The sequence below is a fragment of the Pantoea sp. S-LA4 genome (assembly GCF_054482835.1).
In genome coordinates this window covers 684439-702724 of sequence record NZ_JBTLRC010000002.1, presented here as the reverse complement: position 1 = coordinate 702724, position 18286 = coordinate 684439, and the positions used below count along the sequence as shown (strand labels likewise).

At 53.5% G+C, this 18286-nt stretch carries 19 protein-coding genes; 8 read left to right on the top strand and 11 right to left on the bottom strand.

Annotated features, from left to right (window positions below; genetic code table 11):
* Positions 1-7 precede the first annotated feature (7 nt).
* The gene (gene dxs / locus ACX3P5_RS04070) at positions 8-1873 is read left to right on the top strand and encodes a 1-deoxy-D-xylulose-5-phosphate synthase (protein ID WP_233985124.1); all 1866 of its coding nucleotides are present in this window, start codon (positions 8-10) and stop codon (positions 1871-1873) included.
* Positions 1874-1961: 88 nt separating this feature from the next.
* The gene (locus ACX3P5_RS04065; RefSeq protein ID WP_458968323.1) at positions 1962-2936 is read left to right on the top strand and encodes an aldo/keto reductase; all 975 of its coding nucleotides are present in this window, start codon (positions 1962-1964) and stop codon (positions 2934-2936) included.
* Between the two features lie 79 nt (positions 2937-3015).
* On the opposite strand, the gene pgpA is transcribed toward ACX3P5_RS04065, so the two are convergent.
* The 6 genes from pgpA to nrdR all read right to left on the bottom strand — a co-directional run bounded on the left by pgpA (position 3016) and on the right by nrdR (position 7090).
* Positions 3016-3510 (bottom strand): phosphatidylglycerophosphatase A, encoded by a 495-nt coding sequence (pgpA, locus tag ACX3P5_RS04060; RefSeq protein ID WP_233985126.1) that lies wholly within the window; start codon positions 3508-3510, stop codon positions 3016-3018.
* Positions 3500-4477, bottom strand: a complete 978-nt coding sequence (gene thiL, locus ACX3P5_RS04055; RefSeq protein WP_293001099.1) for a thiamine-phosphate kinase — start codon at positions 4475-4477, stop codon at positions 3500-3502. The genes pgpA and thiL overlap by 11 nt, the downstream gene beginning before the upstream one ends.
* A gap of 55 nt (positions 4478-4532) precedes the next feature.
* On the bottom strand, positions 4533-4952 hold the full coding sequence (gene nusB / locus ACX3P5_RS04050) for a transcription antitermination factor NusB (protein ID WP_094120174.1): 420 nt from the start codon (positions 4950-4952) through the stop codon (positions 4533-4535).
* 19 nt (positions 4953-4971) lie between these two features.
* The gene (gene ribH, locus ACX3P5_RS04045; protein WP_094120173.1) at positions 4972-5442 is read right to left on the bottom strand and encodes a 6,7-dimethyl-8-ribityllumazine synthase; all 471 of its coding nucleotides are present in this window, start codon (positions 5440-5442) and stop codon (positions 4972-4974) included.
* A gap of 91 nt (positions 5443-5533) precedes the next feature.
* Positions 5534-6637: a bifunctional diaminohydroxyphosphoribosylaminopyrimidine deaminase/5-amino-6-(5-phosphoribosylamino)uracil reductase RibD gene (gene ribD / locus ACX3P5_RS04040; protein ID WP_233985128.1), complete on the bottom strand. Its 1104-nt coding sequence runs from the start codon at positions 6635-6637 to the stop codon at positions 5534-5536.
* A 3-nt stretch (positions 6638-6640) separates the two neighbouring features.
* Positions 6641-7090 carry a transcriptional regulator NrdR gene (gene nrdR / locus ACX3P5_RS04035; RefSeq protein ID WP_009091750.1) on the bottom strand — a complete coding sequence of 150 codons (450 nt, stop codon included), beginning with the start codon at positions 7088-7090 and terminating at the stop codon, positions 6641-6643.
* 186 nt (positions 7091-7276) lie between these two features.
* On the opposite strand from nrdR, the gene lysM reads away from it, so the two are divergent.
* Both lysM and ACX3P5_RS04025 read left to right on the top strand, forming a co-directional pair.
* The gene (gene lysM, locus ACX3P5_RS04030) at positions 7277-7714 is read left to right on the top strand and encodes a peptidoglycan-binding protein LysM (protein WP_233985129.1); all 438 of its coding nucleotides are present in this window, start codon (positions 7277-7279) and stop codon (positions 7712-7714) included.
* Between the two features lie 16 nt (positions 7715-7730).
* A complete protein-coding gene (locus ACX3P5_RS04025) occupies positions 7731-8300 on the top strand; it encodes a SadB/YajI family lipoprotein (RefSeq protein WP_458968322.1) in 570 nt (189 codons plus the stop codon).
* 61 nt (positions 8301-8361) lie between these two features.
* Here the strand turns inward: ACX3P5_RS04025 and secF are convergent, their stop codons facing one another.
* Genes secF through tgt form a run of 4 tightly spaced genes read right to left on the bottom strand, consistent with a single transcriptional unit; the run spans position 8362 to position 12694 of the window.
* Entirely contained in the window at positions 8362-9330 is a 969-nt protein-coding gene (secF, locus tag ACX3P5_RS04020) for a protein translocase subunit SecF (RefSeq protein WP_233985131.1), read from the bottom strand.
* 10 nt (positions 9331-9340) lie between these two features.
* A complete protein-coding gene (gene secD, locus ACX3P5_RS04015; RefSeq protein WP_233985132.1) occupies positions 9341-11188 on the bottom strand; it encodes a protein translocase subunit SecD in 1848 nt (615 codons plus the stop codon).
* 25 nt (positions 11189-11213) lie between these two features.
* Positions 11214-11546 (bottom strand): preprotein translocase subunit YajC, encoded by a 333-nt coding sequence (gene yajC / locus ACX3P5_RS04010; RefSeq protein ID WP_031374695.1) that lies wholly within the window; start codon positions 11544-11546, stop codon positions 11214-11216.
* Positions 11546-12694 carry a tRNA guanosine(34) transglycosylase Tgt gene (gene tgt, locus ACX3P5_RS04005; protein WP_031374696.1) on the bottom strand — a complete coding sequence of 383 codons (1149 nt, stop codon included), beginning with the start codon at positions 12692-12694 and terminating at the stop codon, positions 11546-11548. The genes yajC and tgt overlap by 1 nt, the downstream gene beginning before the upstream one ends.
* A gap of 283 nt (positions 12695-12977) precedes the next feature.
* On the opposite strand from tgt, the gene ACX3P5_RS04000 reads away from it, so the two are divergent.
* From ACX3P5_RS04000 to ACX3P5_RS03990, 3 genes are read left to right on the top strand one after another with little or no spacing between them, the layout of a single operon-like run.
* On the top strand, positions 12978-13337 hold the full coding sequence (locus ACX3P5_RS04000; RefSeq protein ID WP_233985134.1) for a GtrA family protein: 360 nt from the start codon (positions 12978-12980) through the stop codon (positions 13335-13337).
* The gene (locus tag ACX3P5_RS03995; protein WP_458968321.1) at positions 13334-14257 is read left to right on the top strand and encodes a glycosyltransferase family 2 protein; all 924 of its coding nucleotides are present in this window, start codon (positions 13334-13336) and stop codon (positions 14255-14257) included. Before ACX3P5_RS04000 ends, ACX3P5_RS03995 begins: the two co-directional genes overlap by 4 nt.
* 28 nt (positions 14258-14285) lie before the next feature.
* Positions 14286-15773, top strand: a complete 1488-nt coding sequence (locus ACX3P5_RS03990; RefSeq protein WP_458968320.1) for a hypothetical protein — start codon at positions 14286-14288, stop codon at positions 15771-15773.
* Positions 15774-16352: 579 nt separating this feature from the next.
* Here ACX3P5_RS03990 and queA read toward each other — a convergent pair.
* A complete protein-coding gene (gene queA / locus ACX3P5_RS03985; RefSeq protein WP_458968319.1) occupies positions 16353-17423 on the bottom strand; it encodes a tRNA preQ1(34) S-adenosylmethionine ribosyltransferase-isomerase QueA in 1071 nt (356 codons plus the stop codon).
* A gap of 103 nt (positions 17424-17526) precedes the next feature.
* On the opposite strand from queA, the gene ACX3P5_RS03980 reads away from it, so the two are divergent.
* On the top strand, positions 17527-18108 hold the full coding sequence (locus tag ACX3P5_RS03980) for an acyl carrier protein phosphodiesterase (RefSeq protein ID WP_336754788.1): 582 nt from the start codon (positions 17527-17529) through the stop codon (positions 18106-18108).
* The last annotated feature ends 178 nt before the right edge of the window (positions 18109-18286 follow it).

Below are 18286 nucleotides of genomic sequence, written 5' to 3'. Positions count from 1 at the left end.
GTCTCTGATGAGTTTTGATATTGCAAAATACCCGACACTGGCGCTGGCAAATACGGTTCAGGAGCTGCGCGCCCTGCCGAAAGAGAAGTTGCCCGCGCTCTGTGATGAACTGCGTCAGTATCTGCTAGACAGCGTGAGCCGCTCAAGCGGCCACTTTGCGTCGGGTTTAGGCGTGGTCGAACTGACGGTTGCGCTTCATTATGTCTACAACACCCCGTTCGACCATCTGGTCTGGGATGTGGGTCATCAGGCTTATCCGCATAAAATCCTGACCGGTCGTCGCGATCGCATTGGCACTATTCGCCAGAAAAATGGCGTGCATCCGTTTCCCTGGCGCGGCGAAAGTGAATATGACGTGCTGAGCGTCGGCCACTCGTCGACCTCAATCAGCGCGGGTCTCGGCATGGCGGCGGCGGCAGAGCGCGAAGGCCTGGGTCGTCGCACCGCCTGTATTATCGGCGACGGTGCCATCACCGCGGGCATGGCATTTGAAGCGATGAACCACGCGGGCGATATCAAACCAGACATGCTGGTGATCCTGAACGATAACGAGATGTCGATCTCGGAGAACGTCGGCGCGCTGAACAATCGCCTGGCGCAGATCCTGTCGGGCAAAACCTATGCACGACTGCGCGAAGGCGGAAAGCGCGTGCTGACCGGCCTGCCGCCGATTAAAGAGCTGGTGCGCCGCACCGAAGAGCATCTGAAAGGCATGGTGGTGCCGGGTACGCTATTCGAAGAGCTGGGCTTTAACTATATCGGCCCGGTCGACGGTCACGATGTGCTGACGCTGGTCAATACCCTGAGCAACATGCGCAGCCTGAAAGGGCCGCAGTTCCTGCATATCATGACCCGAAAAGGCAAAGGCTACGCGCCGGCAGAAGAAGATCCGATCGCCTGGCATGCGGTACCGAAATTTGATCCCGCCAGCGGCGAACTGCCCAAAAGCGCAGAAGGCTTGCCGAGCTACTCGAAGATTTTCGGTAACTGGCTGTGCGAAATGGCAGCCGACGATCCGAAACTGATGGCGATCACCCCTGCGATGCGTGAAGGCTCCGGTATGGTCGGCTTCTCACGCGAATATCCTAACCAGTATTTTGACGTGGCGATTGCTGAGCAGCACGCAGTGACCTTCGCGGCCGGGATGGCGATTGGTGGCTACAAACCGATCGTTGCCATCTACTCCACTTTCCTGCAGCGCGCCTACGATCAGCTGATCCACGACGTGGCTATCCAGAAACTGCCGGTCCTGTTTGCTATCGATCGCGGCGGCATTGTTGGTGCCGATGGTCAGACCCATCAGGGCGCGTTTGATCTGGCCTATCTGCGCTGCGTGCCGGATATGGTGATCATGACGCCGAGCGATGAGAACGAATGCCGGCAGATGCTCTACACCGGTTATCACTATCAGGATGGTCCAAGCGCGGTACGTTATCCGCGCGGCACCGGCATCGGCACGCCGCTGGCACCGTTGCAAAGCCTGCCGCTGGGTAAAGGCGTGGTGAAGCGTCAGGGCGAAAAACTGGCGATCCTCAACTTCGGTACGCTGTTACCGGAAGCGGCTGCCGCGGCAGAAGCGCTTAATGCCACGCTGGTGGATATGCGCTTCGTTAAGCCGCTGGATGAGGCGCTGATCGCTGAGCTGTCAGCCAGTCACGAAGCGTTGATTACGCTGGAAGAAGGCGCCATCAAAGGCGGCGCGGGCAGTGGCGTCAACGAACTAGTGATGGCGAAGCGTCTGCGCATTCCGGTTCTGAATATCGGCCTGCCTGATGAGTTCATCCCGCAGGGTACGCAGGACGAAATCCGTCATGACTATCTGCTGGACGCAGAAGGTATTCAGCAACAGATCGCCAGCTGGCTGGCACAGTAATCCCCTCCTCTGCGCTCCCCTCGGGGAGCGCAACCCTTGCTATGCTTATTCTCTGCTAAAAATCATGCGCTATGCCGCTGGAGCCATTATGAAAACCATTCAACTGGGTAATACCGATCTGCAGGTTTCACGTCTCTGTCTCGGCTGTATGACCTTTGGAGAGCCGACCCGCGGCAATCACGCCTGGACGCTGCCGGAAGCGAGCAGTCGTCCGCTGACCCAGCAGGCGCTGAATGCCGGCATCAACTTTTTTGACACCGCCAACAGCTACTCCGATGGCAGCAGTGAAGAGATCCTCGGCCGGGCGCTGAAAGACTTTGCCCGCCGCGACGAGGTAGTGGTCGCTACCAAAGTCTACTTTCCGCTGAGTAACCTGTCGCAGGGCCTGTCGCGCCAGAATATCCTGCAATCGATTGATGACAGTCTGCAACGCCTGGGAATGGAGCATGTCGATCTGCTGCAAATCCACCGCTGGGATTACGACACGCCGCTGGAGGAGACGCTGGAAGCGCTGCACGATGTGGTGCAATCCGGCAAAGCGCGCTATATCGGTGCCTCATCGATGCATGCCAGCCAGTTTGCTCAGGCACTTACGATGCAGAAGGATCGGGGCTGGCATCGCTTCGTCAGCATGCAGGATCAGTACAACCTGATTCAGCGTGAGGAGGAGCGTGAAATGCACCCGCTCTGCCTGCAGGAACAGATCGCCGTGCTGCCGTGGAGTCCGCTGGCGCGCGGCAAGCTGACCCGTCCGTGGGGCGAAACCACCGCTCGTTCCAGCTCAGATAAGGTGATGGAATCACTGTATGCCAACACTGAAGAGAACGATGCGGCGATCGCGCAGCGGCTGGCGCAGGTCGCTGAGGATAAAGGGGTTAGCCGAGCGCAGGTAGCGCTGGCATGGCTGTTGAGTAAGCCAGCCGTCACCGCACCCATTATTGGTGCTTCGCGAGCTGAGCAGTTTGATGATTTGGTGAAGGCGGTAGAGGTGACGCTGAGTGAGGCTGAGATTGCCGCGCTGGAAGAGGTCTATCAACCGCATCAGGCGGTCGGATACGAGTAAACGCTGACGCGCGCACCTTAACCGCGGAGTTAAGGTGCGCGGCAATAACGGCATTCCATGCGGGATGCTAACAACCGTCTTAACCGGCCAGCCAGACCCCAAAGCCATACAGCATCGCCGCGGCAATCACGCCGGCAATAATATCGTCAACCATGATGCCCATACCGCCATGCACGTTGCGATCGAACCAGCGTATCGGCCAGGGTTTCCACATATCCAGAATGCGGAACAGCACAAAGCCGCCCAGCACCCACTGCCAGCTGTTAACCGGGATCGCCATCAGCGTGATCCACATGCCGATAAACTCGTCCCAGACAATGCTGCCGTGATCGTGTACGCCCATATCTTTGGCGGTACGATGACAGAGGTAAACGCCGACGCAGATCCCCACCAGCACCACCAGCGAGTAAAGATCCTGCGGCAGAGATGTCATCAGCCACCAGAAGGGGATCGCCGCCAGCGATCCCATGGTACCAGGCACCACCGGGCTGAGTCCGCTGCCAAAACCGGTCGCCAGCAGATGCCAGGGATTGCTCATCCGCAGCCGGCCTTTTGCCACGTCGTTATTTAGCATCAAAGTGATCAAACCCTTTATGGCGGAACGTCGCTGGCTTGCCGTTTTCCAGCAGCAGCAGCCCTTCCGACTCCGGTGCCATCTGACCAATGCAGGTATAAGGCACGCCAAGATGACCCAGCGCCACGTCCAGCGCGCCGCGGTTCACCTCAGGCACGGTAAAGCAGAGCTCATAATCTTCGCCGCCGCTCAGCGCCCAGCGTAACACCTGATCGGGCTCGAAGTGATCGCGTAGCGCGGCAGAGAGCGGTAACGCGTCGAGGTTTAGCCGCGCGCCACAACCGCTGGCTTTCAGCACATGACCGAGGTCAGAGATCAACCCGTCAGAGAGATCCACCGCCGAGGAAGCCAGAGAGCGCAGCGCCTGCCCCTGCAGAATGCGCGGCATCGGCCGCAGATGGCGTTTAATCAGCGCTTCATGTACCGCCGGATCGCTGATACGGCAGTGATGTTGCAGCAGCGCCAGACCGGCCGCACTGTCACCCAGCGTGCCGGTGACGTAGATCCAGTCACCCGGTTTTGCGCCCGAACGTTTCAGGGCGCGGCCCTGCGGCACCAGGCCATGAATCGCCAGCGTCAGGCTCAGCGGGCCGCGCGTGGTATCGCCGCCCACCAGCTGCATATCATAATATTCCAGCAGCTCGAACAGGCTTTCGCTGAACGCAGAGAGCCAGCTCTCATCGACCTGCGGCAGGGTTAAGGCCAGCGTCAGCCACGCCGGATCGGCGCCCATCGCGGCGAGATCGCTGAGGTTAACCGCCAGCGCTTTGTAGCCTAAATCGGCAGGATGGATATCCCGTAAGAAATGCACGCCCGCGACCAGGGTATCGGTGCTGATCGCCAGCGTCTGTTTTTCCGGCACGCTAAGTAACGCACAATCGTCGCCGATGCCGAGTTCGACGTCACGACGGCTGCGCGTTCTGCGGTTGAAGTAGCGTGCGATGAGTTCAAATTCACCACAAGACATAATTGCGTTCCGCTTAACCCTTTATGAAAAAAGGCCGGCAAGCCGGCCTTTTTGTTTATTTGCGATGGGGTCGAATCTGTGGACCGGCTTTATCCAGTACGCCGTTAACAAATTTGTGGCTGTCTTCAGCGCCGAACACTTTCGCCAGCTCAATCCCTTCGTTGATGGCCACTTTATAGGGCACATCATCGCGTTTGCTCAGCTCATACAGCGAGATACGCAGGATAGCTTTTTCGACCTGGCCCAGCTCTTCGAGCTGACGCGACAGGTAAGGCTTCATCAGTCCATCCAGATACGCACTGTTGGTCGCCACACCGGACAGCAGTTCGCGGAAATAGCTAATGTCGACGTCTTTGACGTCTTGTTCCGCCAGAAACTGGTATTCCACATCGGCAATGTCGTTGTTAGACAACTGCCAGGAGTAAAGCGCCTGAACAGCGCACTCACGGGCGCGACGACGAGCAGCAGGTTTCACAAAATTCCCCTTACAAAAATCAGGCTTTAATGGCTTTCAATACGTTGATCATTTCGAGCGCAGTCAGGGCCGCTTCGGCACCTTTATTACCGGCTTTGGTGCCAGCACGCTCAATGGCCTGCTCGATATTTTCGGTGGTCAGCACGCCGAACGCGACTGGAATCTCGCTGTTCATGGCGACGCTGGCGATACCGGAGCTGGCTTCACCGGCCACATATTCGAAGTGAGCGGTGCCACCACGAATCACGGTACCCAGTGCAATAACGGCGTCATACTTGCTGGTTTTTGCCAGCGCGCGCGCTGCCAGAGGCAGTTCATACGCGCCAGGAACCCAGACTACGGTGATATTGTCATCTTTGACCTGGCCAATACGTTTCAGGGCATCAACTGCACCATCCAGCAGGCTGTCATTAATGAAGTTGTTAAAACGCGCAATAACGATGGCAACATTGGCCTCAGGCGTTGCAACAGCAGCTTCGATAACGTTCATACTTATCCTTTCAGGGGGTTTGTTTGGCCCCGCGCAGGGGGGCGGATTCTATCATACTCTTCGGCGGCGTGCTCTCGCTTTTCCGTCCGTGTTATTGCGGCGTCAGGGTCAGGCGTAAATCCTCGCCGACCTGACGAACGTCGCGGAAAACAAAGTTCGGCGCATCGGCCAGCCGATCAAGGCCCGGCAGCTGGCACAGGCCGCGACCCTGGTCGCCAAGTAACTTCGGTGCCAGATAAACAATCAGTTCATCCGCCAGTCCGGCCTGCAGCAGTGCGCCCGCCAGGCTGGCACCCGCTTCGACCCAGACGCTGTTCACCTGACGCTGACCCAGCAGCATCATCATCGCTACCAGGTCCAGCTGCTGTTCGCGCAGCGGTACCGCGATTTGCGTGACGCTGGCAGGCCACGACTGCTGATCGGGTTGATGGCGCATCAGCCAGGTTTCGCCCGGCTGGTCAATCAGGCGATGCTGCGGTGTCACCCGGTTCTGGCTGTCGATGATCACCCGCAGCGGCTGCCGCAGTTGCTGCTCATCCAGTAACGCTTGGGTGTCGGCGTTGAGTTCGGACCAGCGCACCGTCAGTGAGGGATCGTCAGCCAGCACCGTGGCGCTGCTGCTGAGGATCGCGGCGCTTTGCGCCCGTAACCGCTGAACATCACGACGCGCGGCCGCTGAGGTGATCCACTGGCTTTCGCCATTCGCCATCGCAGTGCGACCATCCAGCGAGGCACCCAGTTTGAGCTGGATCCACGGGAAACCGGTACGCATCCGCTTCAGGAAACCGCGGTTCAGGGCTTCCGCTTCGTCCATCATCAGCCCATGACTGACCGCAATCCCGGCCTGATGCAGACGGTGCAGACCGCGACCGGCAACCTGCGGATTGGGGTCCTGCATCGCCGCGACTACCCGGCTGACACCGGCGGCGATCAGCGCATCGCTGCAGGGCGGCGTGCGGCCATGATGGCTGCACGGCTCCAGCGTGACATAAGCGGTCGCGCCACGCGCTTTTTCACCGGCCATCCGCAGAGCATGGACTTCAGCATGGGGTTCACCGGCACGCTGATGCCAGCCCTCGCCCACCACCTGACCGTCGCGTACGATCACACAGCCGACGTTCGGATTCGGCATGGTGGTAAAACGGCCGCGCCGCGCCAGTTCCAGCGCGCGCGCCATATAGATTTCATCGGTCATCGCTTAATCCTGTAACCGGGCGATCTCTTCGCCAAAATCACGTATATCTTCGAAACTGCGGTAAACCGAGGCAAAACGAATATAGGCGACTTTATCGAGCTTTTTCAGCTCATCCATCACCAGATTGCCAATCAGTTTGCTGGGAATTTCGCGTTCGCCGGTGGCGCGCAGCTGGGTTTTAATGTGGTTTACCGCGCTCTCAACCGCGTCGGCACTAACCGGACGCTTCTCAAGCGCCTTCATCATCCCGCTGGCCATTTTGTCTTCATTGAAAGGTTCGCGTACGTCATTACTCTTCACCACGCGCGGCATCACCAGTTCTGCCACCTCAAAAGTGGTAAAACGCTCATGACACATCAGACACTGGCGGCGGCGTCGCACCGACGATCCTTCACTAACCAGACGAGAATCAATCACTTTGGTGTCCACAGCGGAGCAGAATGGGCAATGCATGACGTTTCCTGACGCGAGAGAAATGGGCCTGACAGTGTAGCGCGAACTGCCGATCAACAAAATCTCTTCCGTGCGTTTGCAGGATTCACCTCGCAGCATAAACAGTGGTAAATTTCACCTGCGGCAAAAGGGACTACGCTTAATGAGCTGCAAGTAAAATATTTTACCTGACACATTGGAGGTTTTATGGGTTTGTTCAATTTCGTGAAAGAAGCGGGTGAAAAGCTGTGGGATGCCGTGAATGGCGGCGATGACCAGAGTAAAAAATTGCAGGATCACATCAATAAGCTCGGCCTGCCGGACAGTGACAAAGTGAATGTGAAAGTGGATGGCGACACCGTTACAGTCAGCGGTGATGGCCTGTCACAGGAGCTGAAAGAGAAGATTCTGGTTGCCGCCGGCAACGTAGCGGGCATCACCAAAGTGGAAGACAAGGTGACCGTGAACGACAGCGCAGCCGAATCGGAACTCTACACGGTGAAAAAAGGCGACACGCTGAGCGCTATTTCAAAACAGGTTTATGGAAATCCTAACGAATACAACAAGATTTTCGAAGCCAACAAGCCAATGCTGTCGCATCCTGATAAGATCTATCCCGGCCAGGTTTTACGCATTCCAAAATAACCGACAAGGATAACTTATGATCAGGACGGTTTGGGCGCCAGCAGCACTTTCACTGGCGTTACTGAGCGGTTGTAGTACCCCGGTGACGAACCCGCAGGTTAAACAGTTGCATCAGGAAGTGAGCCAGCTTAATCAGCAGATGCAGCACTTAACCACCCAGGCGAGTGCGCTGGAGATTCAGGGGCAGCTTAACAGCCACTCAACCAACGGCGCATGGCTGGTGCCGCAGGCGAATACCCCGGTGGCGTTGCAAACTCAGCTCGGCACGCTGCGGCTGACGCTGTCGCCGGTGGTGGCAGAAGCCAGTGGATCGCGGGCTACGCTGTCGATCCGCTCGATGGGCGATCAACCGTTGCCTGCGCTGCACGCGACGGTAATCTGGGGCGTACTGGACCCGGCAACCGGCAAGCCGCTTAACAGCGACAGCCTGAGCCAGGCCATTGCCGTTCCCGCCTCGCTGTTACCGCAACACTCAGCGGATGTCCCGCTGCGGCTGAGTGGCCTGACGCCGGATCAGCTGGGATATCTCCGAGTGCACGATGTGACCGCTGATTCACCGACTCAAACCCCTCCTGCTGCGCCTTAACCGGCGCAAATAAAAACGGGCGACCCTCACAGGCCGCCCGTTTTTCATCACTCTGCCACGCTTACGGCAGAATAGAAGGCTGATCCGCGCCCTCTTTTTCGACTTTCTGCACCAGCATATGTTCACGCTTCATGCCCAGCTTCAGCGCCAGCGCCGACGAGACATAAATCGATGAAATCGTACCGATGGTCACACCGATCAACATGGTCAGTGAGAAGCCTTTCAGCAACGCGCCACCAAAGATGAACAGGATGAGGATCATCGCCAGCGTGGTCAGTGAAGTAATCAGGGTACGGCTTAACGTCTGGGTCAGCGACACGTTGGTAATGTCGTAAGAGCTGCCGCGGCGAATCTTGCGGAAGTTCTCACGAATACGGTCGGAAACCACGATTTTATCGTTAAGCGAGTAGCCAATCACCGACATCAGCGAGGCGACAATCGTCAGGTCGATCTCAATCCGGAACAGCGCCAGCAGGCCGCAGGTGATGATCACGTCATGCGCCAGCGCCAGTACGGTGCCCAGCGCCAGACGCCACTCAAAGCGAAAACCGATATAGATCAGAATCGCAACCAGTGCCGACAGCAGCGCCATCGCACCCGCCTGCGCCAGATCGCTACCCACGCTCGGGCCAACAAACTCGATACGCTTCACGGTGGCGTTCTGCTGGGTGGTCTGGTTAATCACCGAAACCACTTTGTTGCCTAACTCGGTGCCTGCCGGTCCGCTGACCGGTGCCATGCGCACCATCACGTCACGGCTGCTGCCAAAGTTCTGCACCAGCGGCTCGTCAAAGCCCGCTTTCACCAAATCACCACGCAGCGTATCGAGATCGGCCGGTTTTTCCAGCGCGATCTCAATCACCGTACCGCCGGTGAAATCGAGTCCCCAGTTGAAGCCACGGATGCCGACAATGGCAATCGCGGCGATAATCAGCAGACCTGAGATGATGAAGGCCAGCTTATCCCAGCGCATAAAGTCGACGACTTTACGCCCGTGGTTCAACTGCTCAATGTTATATTCCTGTGCCACAACGCACTCCTCAGATAGACAGCTTGTTGATGCGTTTGCCACCGTAAACCAGGTTAACAATGGCACGGGTACCGACGATCGCGGTGAACATTGAAGTCGCGATACCAATTGCGGTGGTAATCGCAAAGCCTTTGATCGAACCGGTGCCGACCGCGTAAAGAATAATGACTTTGATCAGGGTGGTCACGTTCGCATCGACAATACTGGAGAAGGCGCCTTTATAGCCCTCATGAATCGCCTGCTGAACCGAGCGCCCGTTACGCAGCTCTTCTTTAATACGTTCGTTAATCAGTACGTTAGCATCGACTGCCACCGCCAGAGTTAACACAATACCGGCAATACCCGGCATAGTCAGGGTCGCGCCAGGCAGCAGTGACATAACGCCGACAATCAGCACCAGGTTCACCAACAGCGCACTGGTCGCAATCAGACCAAACTTCTTGTAGAACACCACCATAAACAGGATCGAGGCGAGCAGGCCCCACAGGCAGGCTTCCAGACCCTGAGTAATGTTTTGCTGACCCATGGTCGGGCCGATGGTGCGCTCTTCCACAATCTGGATTGGCGCAATCAACGCACCGGCACGCAGCAGCAGCGACAGTTGACGCGCTTCGTTCGGATTGTTGATGCCGGTGATGCGGAAGCTGTTCCCGAGGCGAGACTGGATGTTAGCGACGTTAATCACCTCTTCCTGTTTCACCAGAATCGAACGGCCATTGGCATCTTTTTTACCGCTGTCTTTGTACTCCACAAACAGGGTCGCCATCGGCTTGCCGATGTTGTCCTTGGTGAAGTTAGACATGATGTTACCGCCTGCGCCATCCAGTGAAATGTTCACCTGTGGCTGGTTGTACTCATCCATGCTGGAGGTCGAGTCGGTGATGTGGTCACCGGTCAGGATCACCCGCTTGTAGAGCACCACCGGCTGGCCGTCACGCATATCTTTGACTTCAGAGTCACCCGGCACCCGGCCACTGGCCGCCGCGGTAGGATCAACGCTGGTGTTAACCAGACGGAATTCCAGCGTCGCGGTCGCACCCAGAATCTCTTTCGCGCGGGCCGTGTCCTGAATCCCTGGCAGCTCAACCACAATGCGATCGGAACCCTGACGCTGCACCAGCGGTTCGGCTACGCCCAGCTGGTTCACACGGTTACGCAGGATAGTAATGTTCTGCTGAACCGCATATTCACGCGCTTCGCTCAGGCGCGCATCGCTCATGGTAGCGCGCAGCGCATCGTTGCCGCTGCTGTTGATCACCAGGTCCTGATGACGGGAGGTCAGCCAGGAGACAGCAGCATCACGGCTGGCGGCGTCACGGAAACGAATTTCCACGCCGTAGTTCGCGATTTTGTTGACGTTGGTATAAGGAATATTTTTGGTGCGCAGATCGCTACGCAGCGTATCGGCATTCTGCTCCTGCAGCTTGCCTAAGGCGGTATCCATGTCCACTTCCATCAGGAAGTGCACACCACCACGCAGATCGAGACCGAGTTTCATCGGTTCCGCTGACAGCATCGTCAGCCAGCGCGGCGTGGCCGGTGCCAGGTTCAGCGCCACGACGTAGTCTTCACCCAGCGCTTTCATGATCGCTTCACGGGCGCGCAACTGCACGTCGGTGTTAGCAAAGCGCGCAGTAATCGCCCCGTTTTCCAGCGCAACGGATTTGCTCTGGATATTGTCTTGTTTTAATGCGGACTGAATGTGATCCAACGTCTGCTCACTGGCGGCGCTTCCGCGCGCGCCAGTGATTTGAACGGCCGGATCCTCACCATAGAGGTTGGGAAGCGCATACAGCAGGCCGACGAGAATCACGACGACCAGCATCACATACTTCCACAAAGGATAACGATTTAACACGGCAGTTCCCTTAGGGAAGATAGAATTACAGCGCCTTCATAGTACCTTTCGGCAGAACGGCAGCGACGAAATCACGTTTAATGACCACTTCATTGGTCTCATTCAGCGCGATAGAGACGTAGCCAGTGTCAGACACTTTTGTTACGCGACCTACCAGGCCACCGCTGGTCAGCACTTCATCGCCCTTAGAGATGGAATCCATCAGCTTCTTGTGCTCTTTCGCACGTTTCTGCTGCGGACGCAGGATCATGAAGTAAAAAATCAGACCAAACACCACCAGCATGATCACCAGAGAATACGGACTTCCCTGCGACGGTGCGCCTGCTGCGGCCACGGCGTCAGAAATGAAAAAGCTCATTAAATTTCCCTCATAGATGAATTATCAGACGTTAAAGGCGGAACTTCTTTGCCCGTCCGTTGGTAGAACTCGTTTACAAAGCGCTCTAATTTACCCTCTTCGATGGCCTGGCGTAAACCTGCCATCAGGCGCTGGTAATAGCGCAGATTGTGAATCGTATTGAGACGCGCGCCCAGTATTTCGTTACAACGGTCCAGATGATACAAGTAGGCGCGGCTGTAATTGCGACAGGTGTAACAATCACATTCCGCATCCAGTGGTGCGGTGTCATCTTTGTATTTCGCGTTGCGGATTTTCACCACACCGTCAGTGACAAAAAGATGGCCGTTACGCGCGTTGCGGGTTGGCATCACACAGTCGAACATATCGACGCCGCGACGGACCCCTTCCACCAGATCTTCAGGCTTACCGACACCCATCAGATAGCGCGGTTTATCCTGCGGCAGCTGCGGGCAGACGTGCTCTAGAATACGGTGCATGTCCTGTTTAGGCTCACCCACCGCCAGGCCGCCCACAGCGTACCCATCAAAGCCAATCTCTACCAGACCTTTCACCGACACATCTCGTAAATCTTCGTAAACCGAGCCCTGGATGATACCGAACAGCGCATTTTTGTTACCCAGGCTGTCAAAACGGTCACGGCTGCGTTTTGCCCAGCGCAGCGACATCTCCATTGAACGTTTGGCATAGTCCCAGTCCGCCGGGTACGGCGTACATTCGTCGAAGATCATGACGATGTCGGAGCCGAGGTCATACTGAATCTCCATCGACTTTTCAGGATCGAGGAAAATGGCGTCGCCGTTGATGGGGTTACGGAAGTGCACGCCCGCTTCGGTGATCTTGCGGATGTCGCCCAGGCTGAAGACCTGGAAACCGCCCGAATCCGTCAGGATCGGCCCTTTCCACTGCATAAAGTCATGCAGGTCGCCATGCAGTTTCATGATCTCCTGGCCGGGACGCAGCCAGAGATGGAAGGTATTGCCCAGAATGATCTGTGCGCCGGTCTCCTGCACTTCTTCCGGCGTCATGCCTTTTACCGTACCGTAGGTACCGACCGGCATAAACGCCGGGGTTTCCACCACGCCGCGATCAAAAATCAGACGGCCACGGCGCGCGCGCCCGTCTGTGGTATCAAGTTCAAATTTCACAAAGCCTCCACCGGAGAAACAGTCCGATGTCTAATTAAACGTGGCGCATGATAACAACCACAGAAGCTGCTATACAAGCCAGCCAGTCACCCGATCGGGGACGCCGTCATTGTATTACAGGATTTATCGATTTCTGCGCAATTGTGTCAATTTTTTGTCACAAATTTGTCACACTTAAAACATAAGGGAGCGGGTTTTCAGAAGATGCACCATCTTTCCAGGAGTTCTTGATCATGGCCTCATCCAGTGACAAAATCCTCCGACTTTAACTATGGACACAAGAATGTTTAATCTGTTCGCGCGGTATACAACCGTAGGCATAATCAACACGCTAATTCACTGGCTGACTTTTGCAATTTTCTACAAGTCTGGTCAGCCTCAGGCACTTGCTAATTTCATCGCATTCTGTGCAGCTGTAACATTCTCCTTCTTTGCAAATGCAAGATGGACGTTCAGCACTGAAGCGACGACGATCAGATACATCATGTATGTTTTCTTCATGGGGATAGTTGCCATCATGATTGGATCATACTCTGACAGATTACACGTCCCTCCTGTCATGACATTGTTTGTATTCTCATGCGTAAGCCTGGTGTGTGGTTTTTTTTATTCTAAGTTCATAATATTCAGGAAGAAAAAATGAAAATATCTCTTATTGTCCCTGTTCTCAATGAAGAGGAAGCGATACCTATTTTCTATTCAGCAGTGAGGGAGTTAGACCAGTTCAAAGGGAAAGATGTTGAGATAGTATTTATTAATGACGGCAGTTCAGATGGCACCGAAAGCATTATTAATCGCCTTTCATCTGAAGATAACCTTGTTAAGGCCATATCTTTCACAAGGAATTTCGGCAAAGAGCCAGCGCTTTATGCGGGACTGGAATTTGCCACCGGTGACGCCATCATACCTATAGATGTTGATCTACAGGACCCTATCGAAGTCATTCCTGAGCTTATCGCTAAGTGGCAAGAAGGTTATGATGTCGTTCTTGCAAAGAGAGCAGACAGAAGCTGTGACAGCTACCTGAAGCGTAGAACTGCATCAGCTTTCTACAGGATGCACAATAAAATAAGCAATCCAAAAATAGAAGAGAATGTCGGCGACTTCCGCCTTATGTCGAAAGACATTGTGAAAAGCATTTTGCGCCTTAAAGAAAGAAATATTTTCATGAAGGGTTTACTTAGCTGGGTCGGAGGAAAGACTGCTGTCGTTGAGTATCGCCGGGAAGACCGGGTGGCTGGAAAGAGTAAATTCAATGGCTGGAAGTTGTGGAACCTGGCGCTAGAGGGGTTTACATCTTTTTCAACTTTCCCACTTCGTATATGGTCATACATAGGATTGACTGTGGCCGGTCTTTCTTTCTTTTATGGATTATTCATGATTTTTGAAAAGTTAGTATATGGAAATGCGGTGCATGGATATACGTCCATTATGGTTTCAATACTTTTCCTCGGCGGTGTTCAGTTGATCGGCATCGGCGTTCTGGGTGAATATATCGGAAGGATATATATCGAATCAAAAAGGAGACCAAAGTTTATTTTAAAAAACAACACAGATAAATAAATCATTTAAATTATCGGACTCCCTTATAATGACAAACACAGAACAGAATAAATCATACCTATTTTTTTTAATTTCAACATTTTCACTTATTTTATCAATATATACCTCTGGCAAGTACTTTACGCTTGATGCAGATACAATAAACTCTGCATTAGTCTGGGGAGAAATAGAAAGAAGCGGATTTCATGCAATAAAAGAATGGATCCCAACTGATGACAATTGGTATCTCTCAGTATACCCTATTCATTTTATTATTTATAAAATATTCGGATATGAGTCAATAAACACTCTTATTGCAATATCGTCTCTACAGGTCTTCACTTGCGCCATTATATCATTCCTGATATCAAGCAAAATAACATCAAATAAAAACTCTATCTTTATAGTTCCTTTTTTATGTTTCCTCCCTTATTTTTGTTACAAGGTTGGATTTATCTCCCATCCATTTTCTCATAACACATCGAATCTTTATGGTCTTTTGTTAATTTACGTAAACCTGCGAATAAATCGTAAGATTTTAGCATCCATAATCTCCTCACTAATAATATTGATTGCTGGCGTCTCTGATCCCTGGTATATTGCATCATTTGGTATTCCTTTTTTATTGTACCAACTTTTAAGTGACAGCACGGATAAAAAAAATAAATTCATCCCTTCTACAATAGCACTCATTTCCTTATTGATTTATTTCAGCCATATAATCCAGAACTGGCTCGCAGTGCCTTTATCCCATTTTCATCTGGCCAGCATTGAAGTAATAAAATCCAATATATATTGGTATGCGTATGGGATAGGTTCTATGTTAAACTTATTCTACGCTGACAATGAAATTTCAAGGATTGCATCATTTGTCGTTATCATGACCCTTGGCGTTTATGGTTTATACAAATTATATTTCGCTGAAAAAAACGCAATATCTTTCTTACTTGTTATGAGTGTGGCAGGGATATCTGGAGCTTATATATTGGGCTCCCCAGAAAAACAATACTATTCCGCCAGGTTCTTAGTAAACATAGTTTATGTATTTTATATAATATCTTTTTTTATGATATTATCAAAGCATGGTTCAAAACATCTTTACATTATTGCAATTTCATTTATTTCCATCTCTTCCTTAGTTGTTCATTTGAAAAAAAATAGTGACAATCTTGTCTCCTCTGCCGAATCTCAAGTTAAATTCATGGAACAAAACGGCCTGAATTATGGCTTTGGTCCATATTGGTCGGGTAATCCAAACGTCGTAAACTGGCTTTCGAAAGGGGAAATTGATTTCAGCCCTGTTATATTTAGAAATGACAATGGCTTTATTGATTGGAATACCCCCCATGCTCAATCTTTCAGAAACAAAATTAAACCTGGAAATAAGAAAACATTCATAATGTTATCTTCTGATGGCGAGTCATGCTCAAATATAGATCTATGCATTGATGGCATCAATAAACAATATGGAAAGCCCGATACAATCATAAAGTACCAAAGTTCTCTTTTCTACGTTTATGATAAAGGGTTAAATTAACATCTTATCCTGTCATTTATTAAAGGGGCTTAACGCCCCTTTTTTATGCATCATGATATGCTTTTTTTAATATTTCTGTCGAGATAGGCAGGAAACCTCTGCACCATAAATATATCAGGTTAGTTGCTGATACCTACTCTTTTACTGACGAAAAACCAGTTAGAGGATATGATATAGAAAAGGTCCTGAAGAGAATCCCTGATAGCCTTAACGCCTCCCCGCTTCCAAAAAAGTTAGCCATCCCCATCAACACCTTTTCAGAATGCTAACCTAAATTCGATGCAGATAAAGTACACTTCACCACAGCAGCGGCTGTTCAGATTCAGTGTGGCCGCGAAGCAGGCCGGATAATACCTGTGGTTGATAAGGGAATAAGAGAATTGGGTTTATGCAAAGGTAATTTGCATTGACCCTGTAACGGAACCGACATAGCAGTTTTTTTCTGTCATAACCTTCCCACCCGGCGAGCATTCCGTCTTGCGCGCCATTGAGCAGCAACTGGTCTGGTGCGCGCGACGCGGCAAGTAACACATGTACTGCCTGAATACCACGCGGCGCAACAGGTCATGGGTTAATAAATCAGTCGCCAACTTTTTCCAGCGGCGCCTGCGGATTTTTGCTGATAAACATCGCGTCACCATAACTGAAGAAACGATATTGCTCAGCCACGGCAGCGCGGTAGGCTGCCATGGTGTGCTGGTAACCGGCGAACGCCGAGACCAGCATAATCAGGGTAGATTCGGGCAGGTGGAAATTGGTGATCAGCGCATCGATCACCTGATAGTGGTAGCCCGGATAGATAAAAATCTGGGTATCGTCGAAGAACGGCGCAATCAGTGCATCCTGACTCGCTTTGGCCGCGCTCTCCAGCGAACGTACCGAAGTGGTGCCGACCGCGACCACCTTATTGCCGCGCGCCTTACAGGCCAGCACCGCATCCACCACCTCCTGCGGCACTTCCGCATATTCGGCGTGCATATGATGCTCTTCAATGTTGTCGACGCGCACCGGCTGGAAGGTTCCGGCCCCGACATGCAGCGTAACAAAGGCCATCTCAACGCCCTTCTCTTTCAGCGCCTGAAGCAGCGGTTCATCGAAGTGCAGACCGGCGGTCGGGGCCGCGACGGCACCCGGACGGGCGCTGTAAACGGTCTGATAAAGCTCGCGGTCAGCCTCTTCATCCGGGCGATCGATGTAAGGAGGCAGCGGCATATGACCGACGCTGTTCAGGATATCGAGCACCGCACGCTCATCGTCAAACACGATCTCGAACAGCGCATCGTGGCGCGCCACCATGGTCGCTTTAACGCTCTCATCTTCACCCAGCAACAGGGCGGCGCCCGGCTTAGGCGCTTTTGAGGCGCGCACATGGGCCAGCACGCGCTTGTCGTCAAGCATCCGCTCCACCAGCATTTCGATTTTGCCGCCGCTGGCTTTACGACCAAAGACGCGCGCCGGGATCACGCGGGTGTTGTTGAACACCAGCAGATCGCCTGGATTGAGCTTATCCAGCACGTCGGTGAAGACACCGTGCGTCAGTGCGCCGCTGGGACCATCGAGCGACAGCAGACGACAGCCGCTGCGCTGCGCCTGCGGATAGTGGGCAATCAGGGATTCGGGCAATTCAAAAGCAAAATCGGCGACACGCATGAAAGAGTTCTTTCTCAGGCAAAAACAGGCGGCACAGTTTAGCGGAAAATCGACCAATTCTGAACAACTGGCTGCGCAAAGGCAGTTCAGCCTATAATGCAGCATGAACTTTCTTGCACATCTCCATCTGGCCCAACTGGCTGACAGCTCGTTGCTCGGCAATTTAATGGCTGATTTTGTCCGGGGTAACCCGCACCAGCACTGGCCCACGCCGGTGGCGGACGGTATTCTGATGCATCGCCGGCTCGACGTGATGACCGATGCGCTGCCAGAAGTCCGCCGTGCCCGTCAGCTGTTCCGCCCGGAAACCTACCGCGTCGCCCCGATCACCCTCGATGTCATCTGGGACCATTTTCTCGCCCGTCACTGGCCGCAATTCACTCCCGACCTGACCCTGACGCAATTTTCGGCCGCCGCCGAGCGCGAAATCATGCCGCAGCTGGCGGCGACGCCCGAACCCTTTCAGCAACTGAACGCGGTGATGTGGCGCGAGCGCTGGTTTGAGCACTATGCCGAGCCTGCACGTCTGGAGCGAGTGCTGCAGGGTATGGCCAGTCGCCGCCCGCGCCTGGCGGCGCTGCGCGACTCTTATCAGGATTTCACGGAAAATTACGATCAGCTCGAAGAGCTGTTTTTCATTTTTTATCCGCGTTTAATGGCGCTGGCGACGGCCAGAACGCTGTAAAACCTGATTCTCTTCTGTCAGCCGGCGGCTGCCGGCCATTAACGCACAAAAAAGCGGGCTGACCGCCCCTTCCCCATCTTGCCATCGCGTCTCATCTGCGGCTTAATGAAGCCTTTCTTAACAATAGTTAAGCAAACCACACAGCCAGAACGCCTGTTCAGGCGCGACTTCCGTTCGC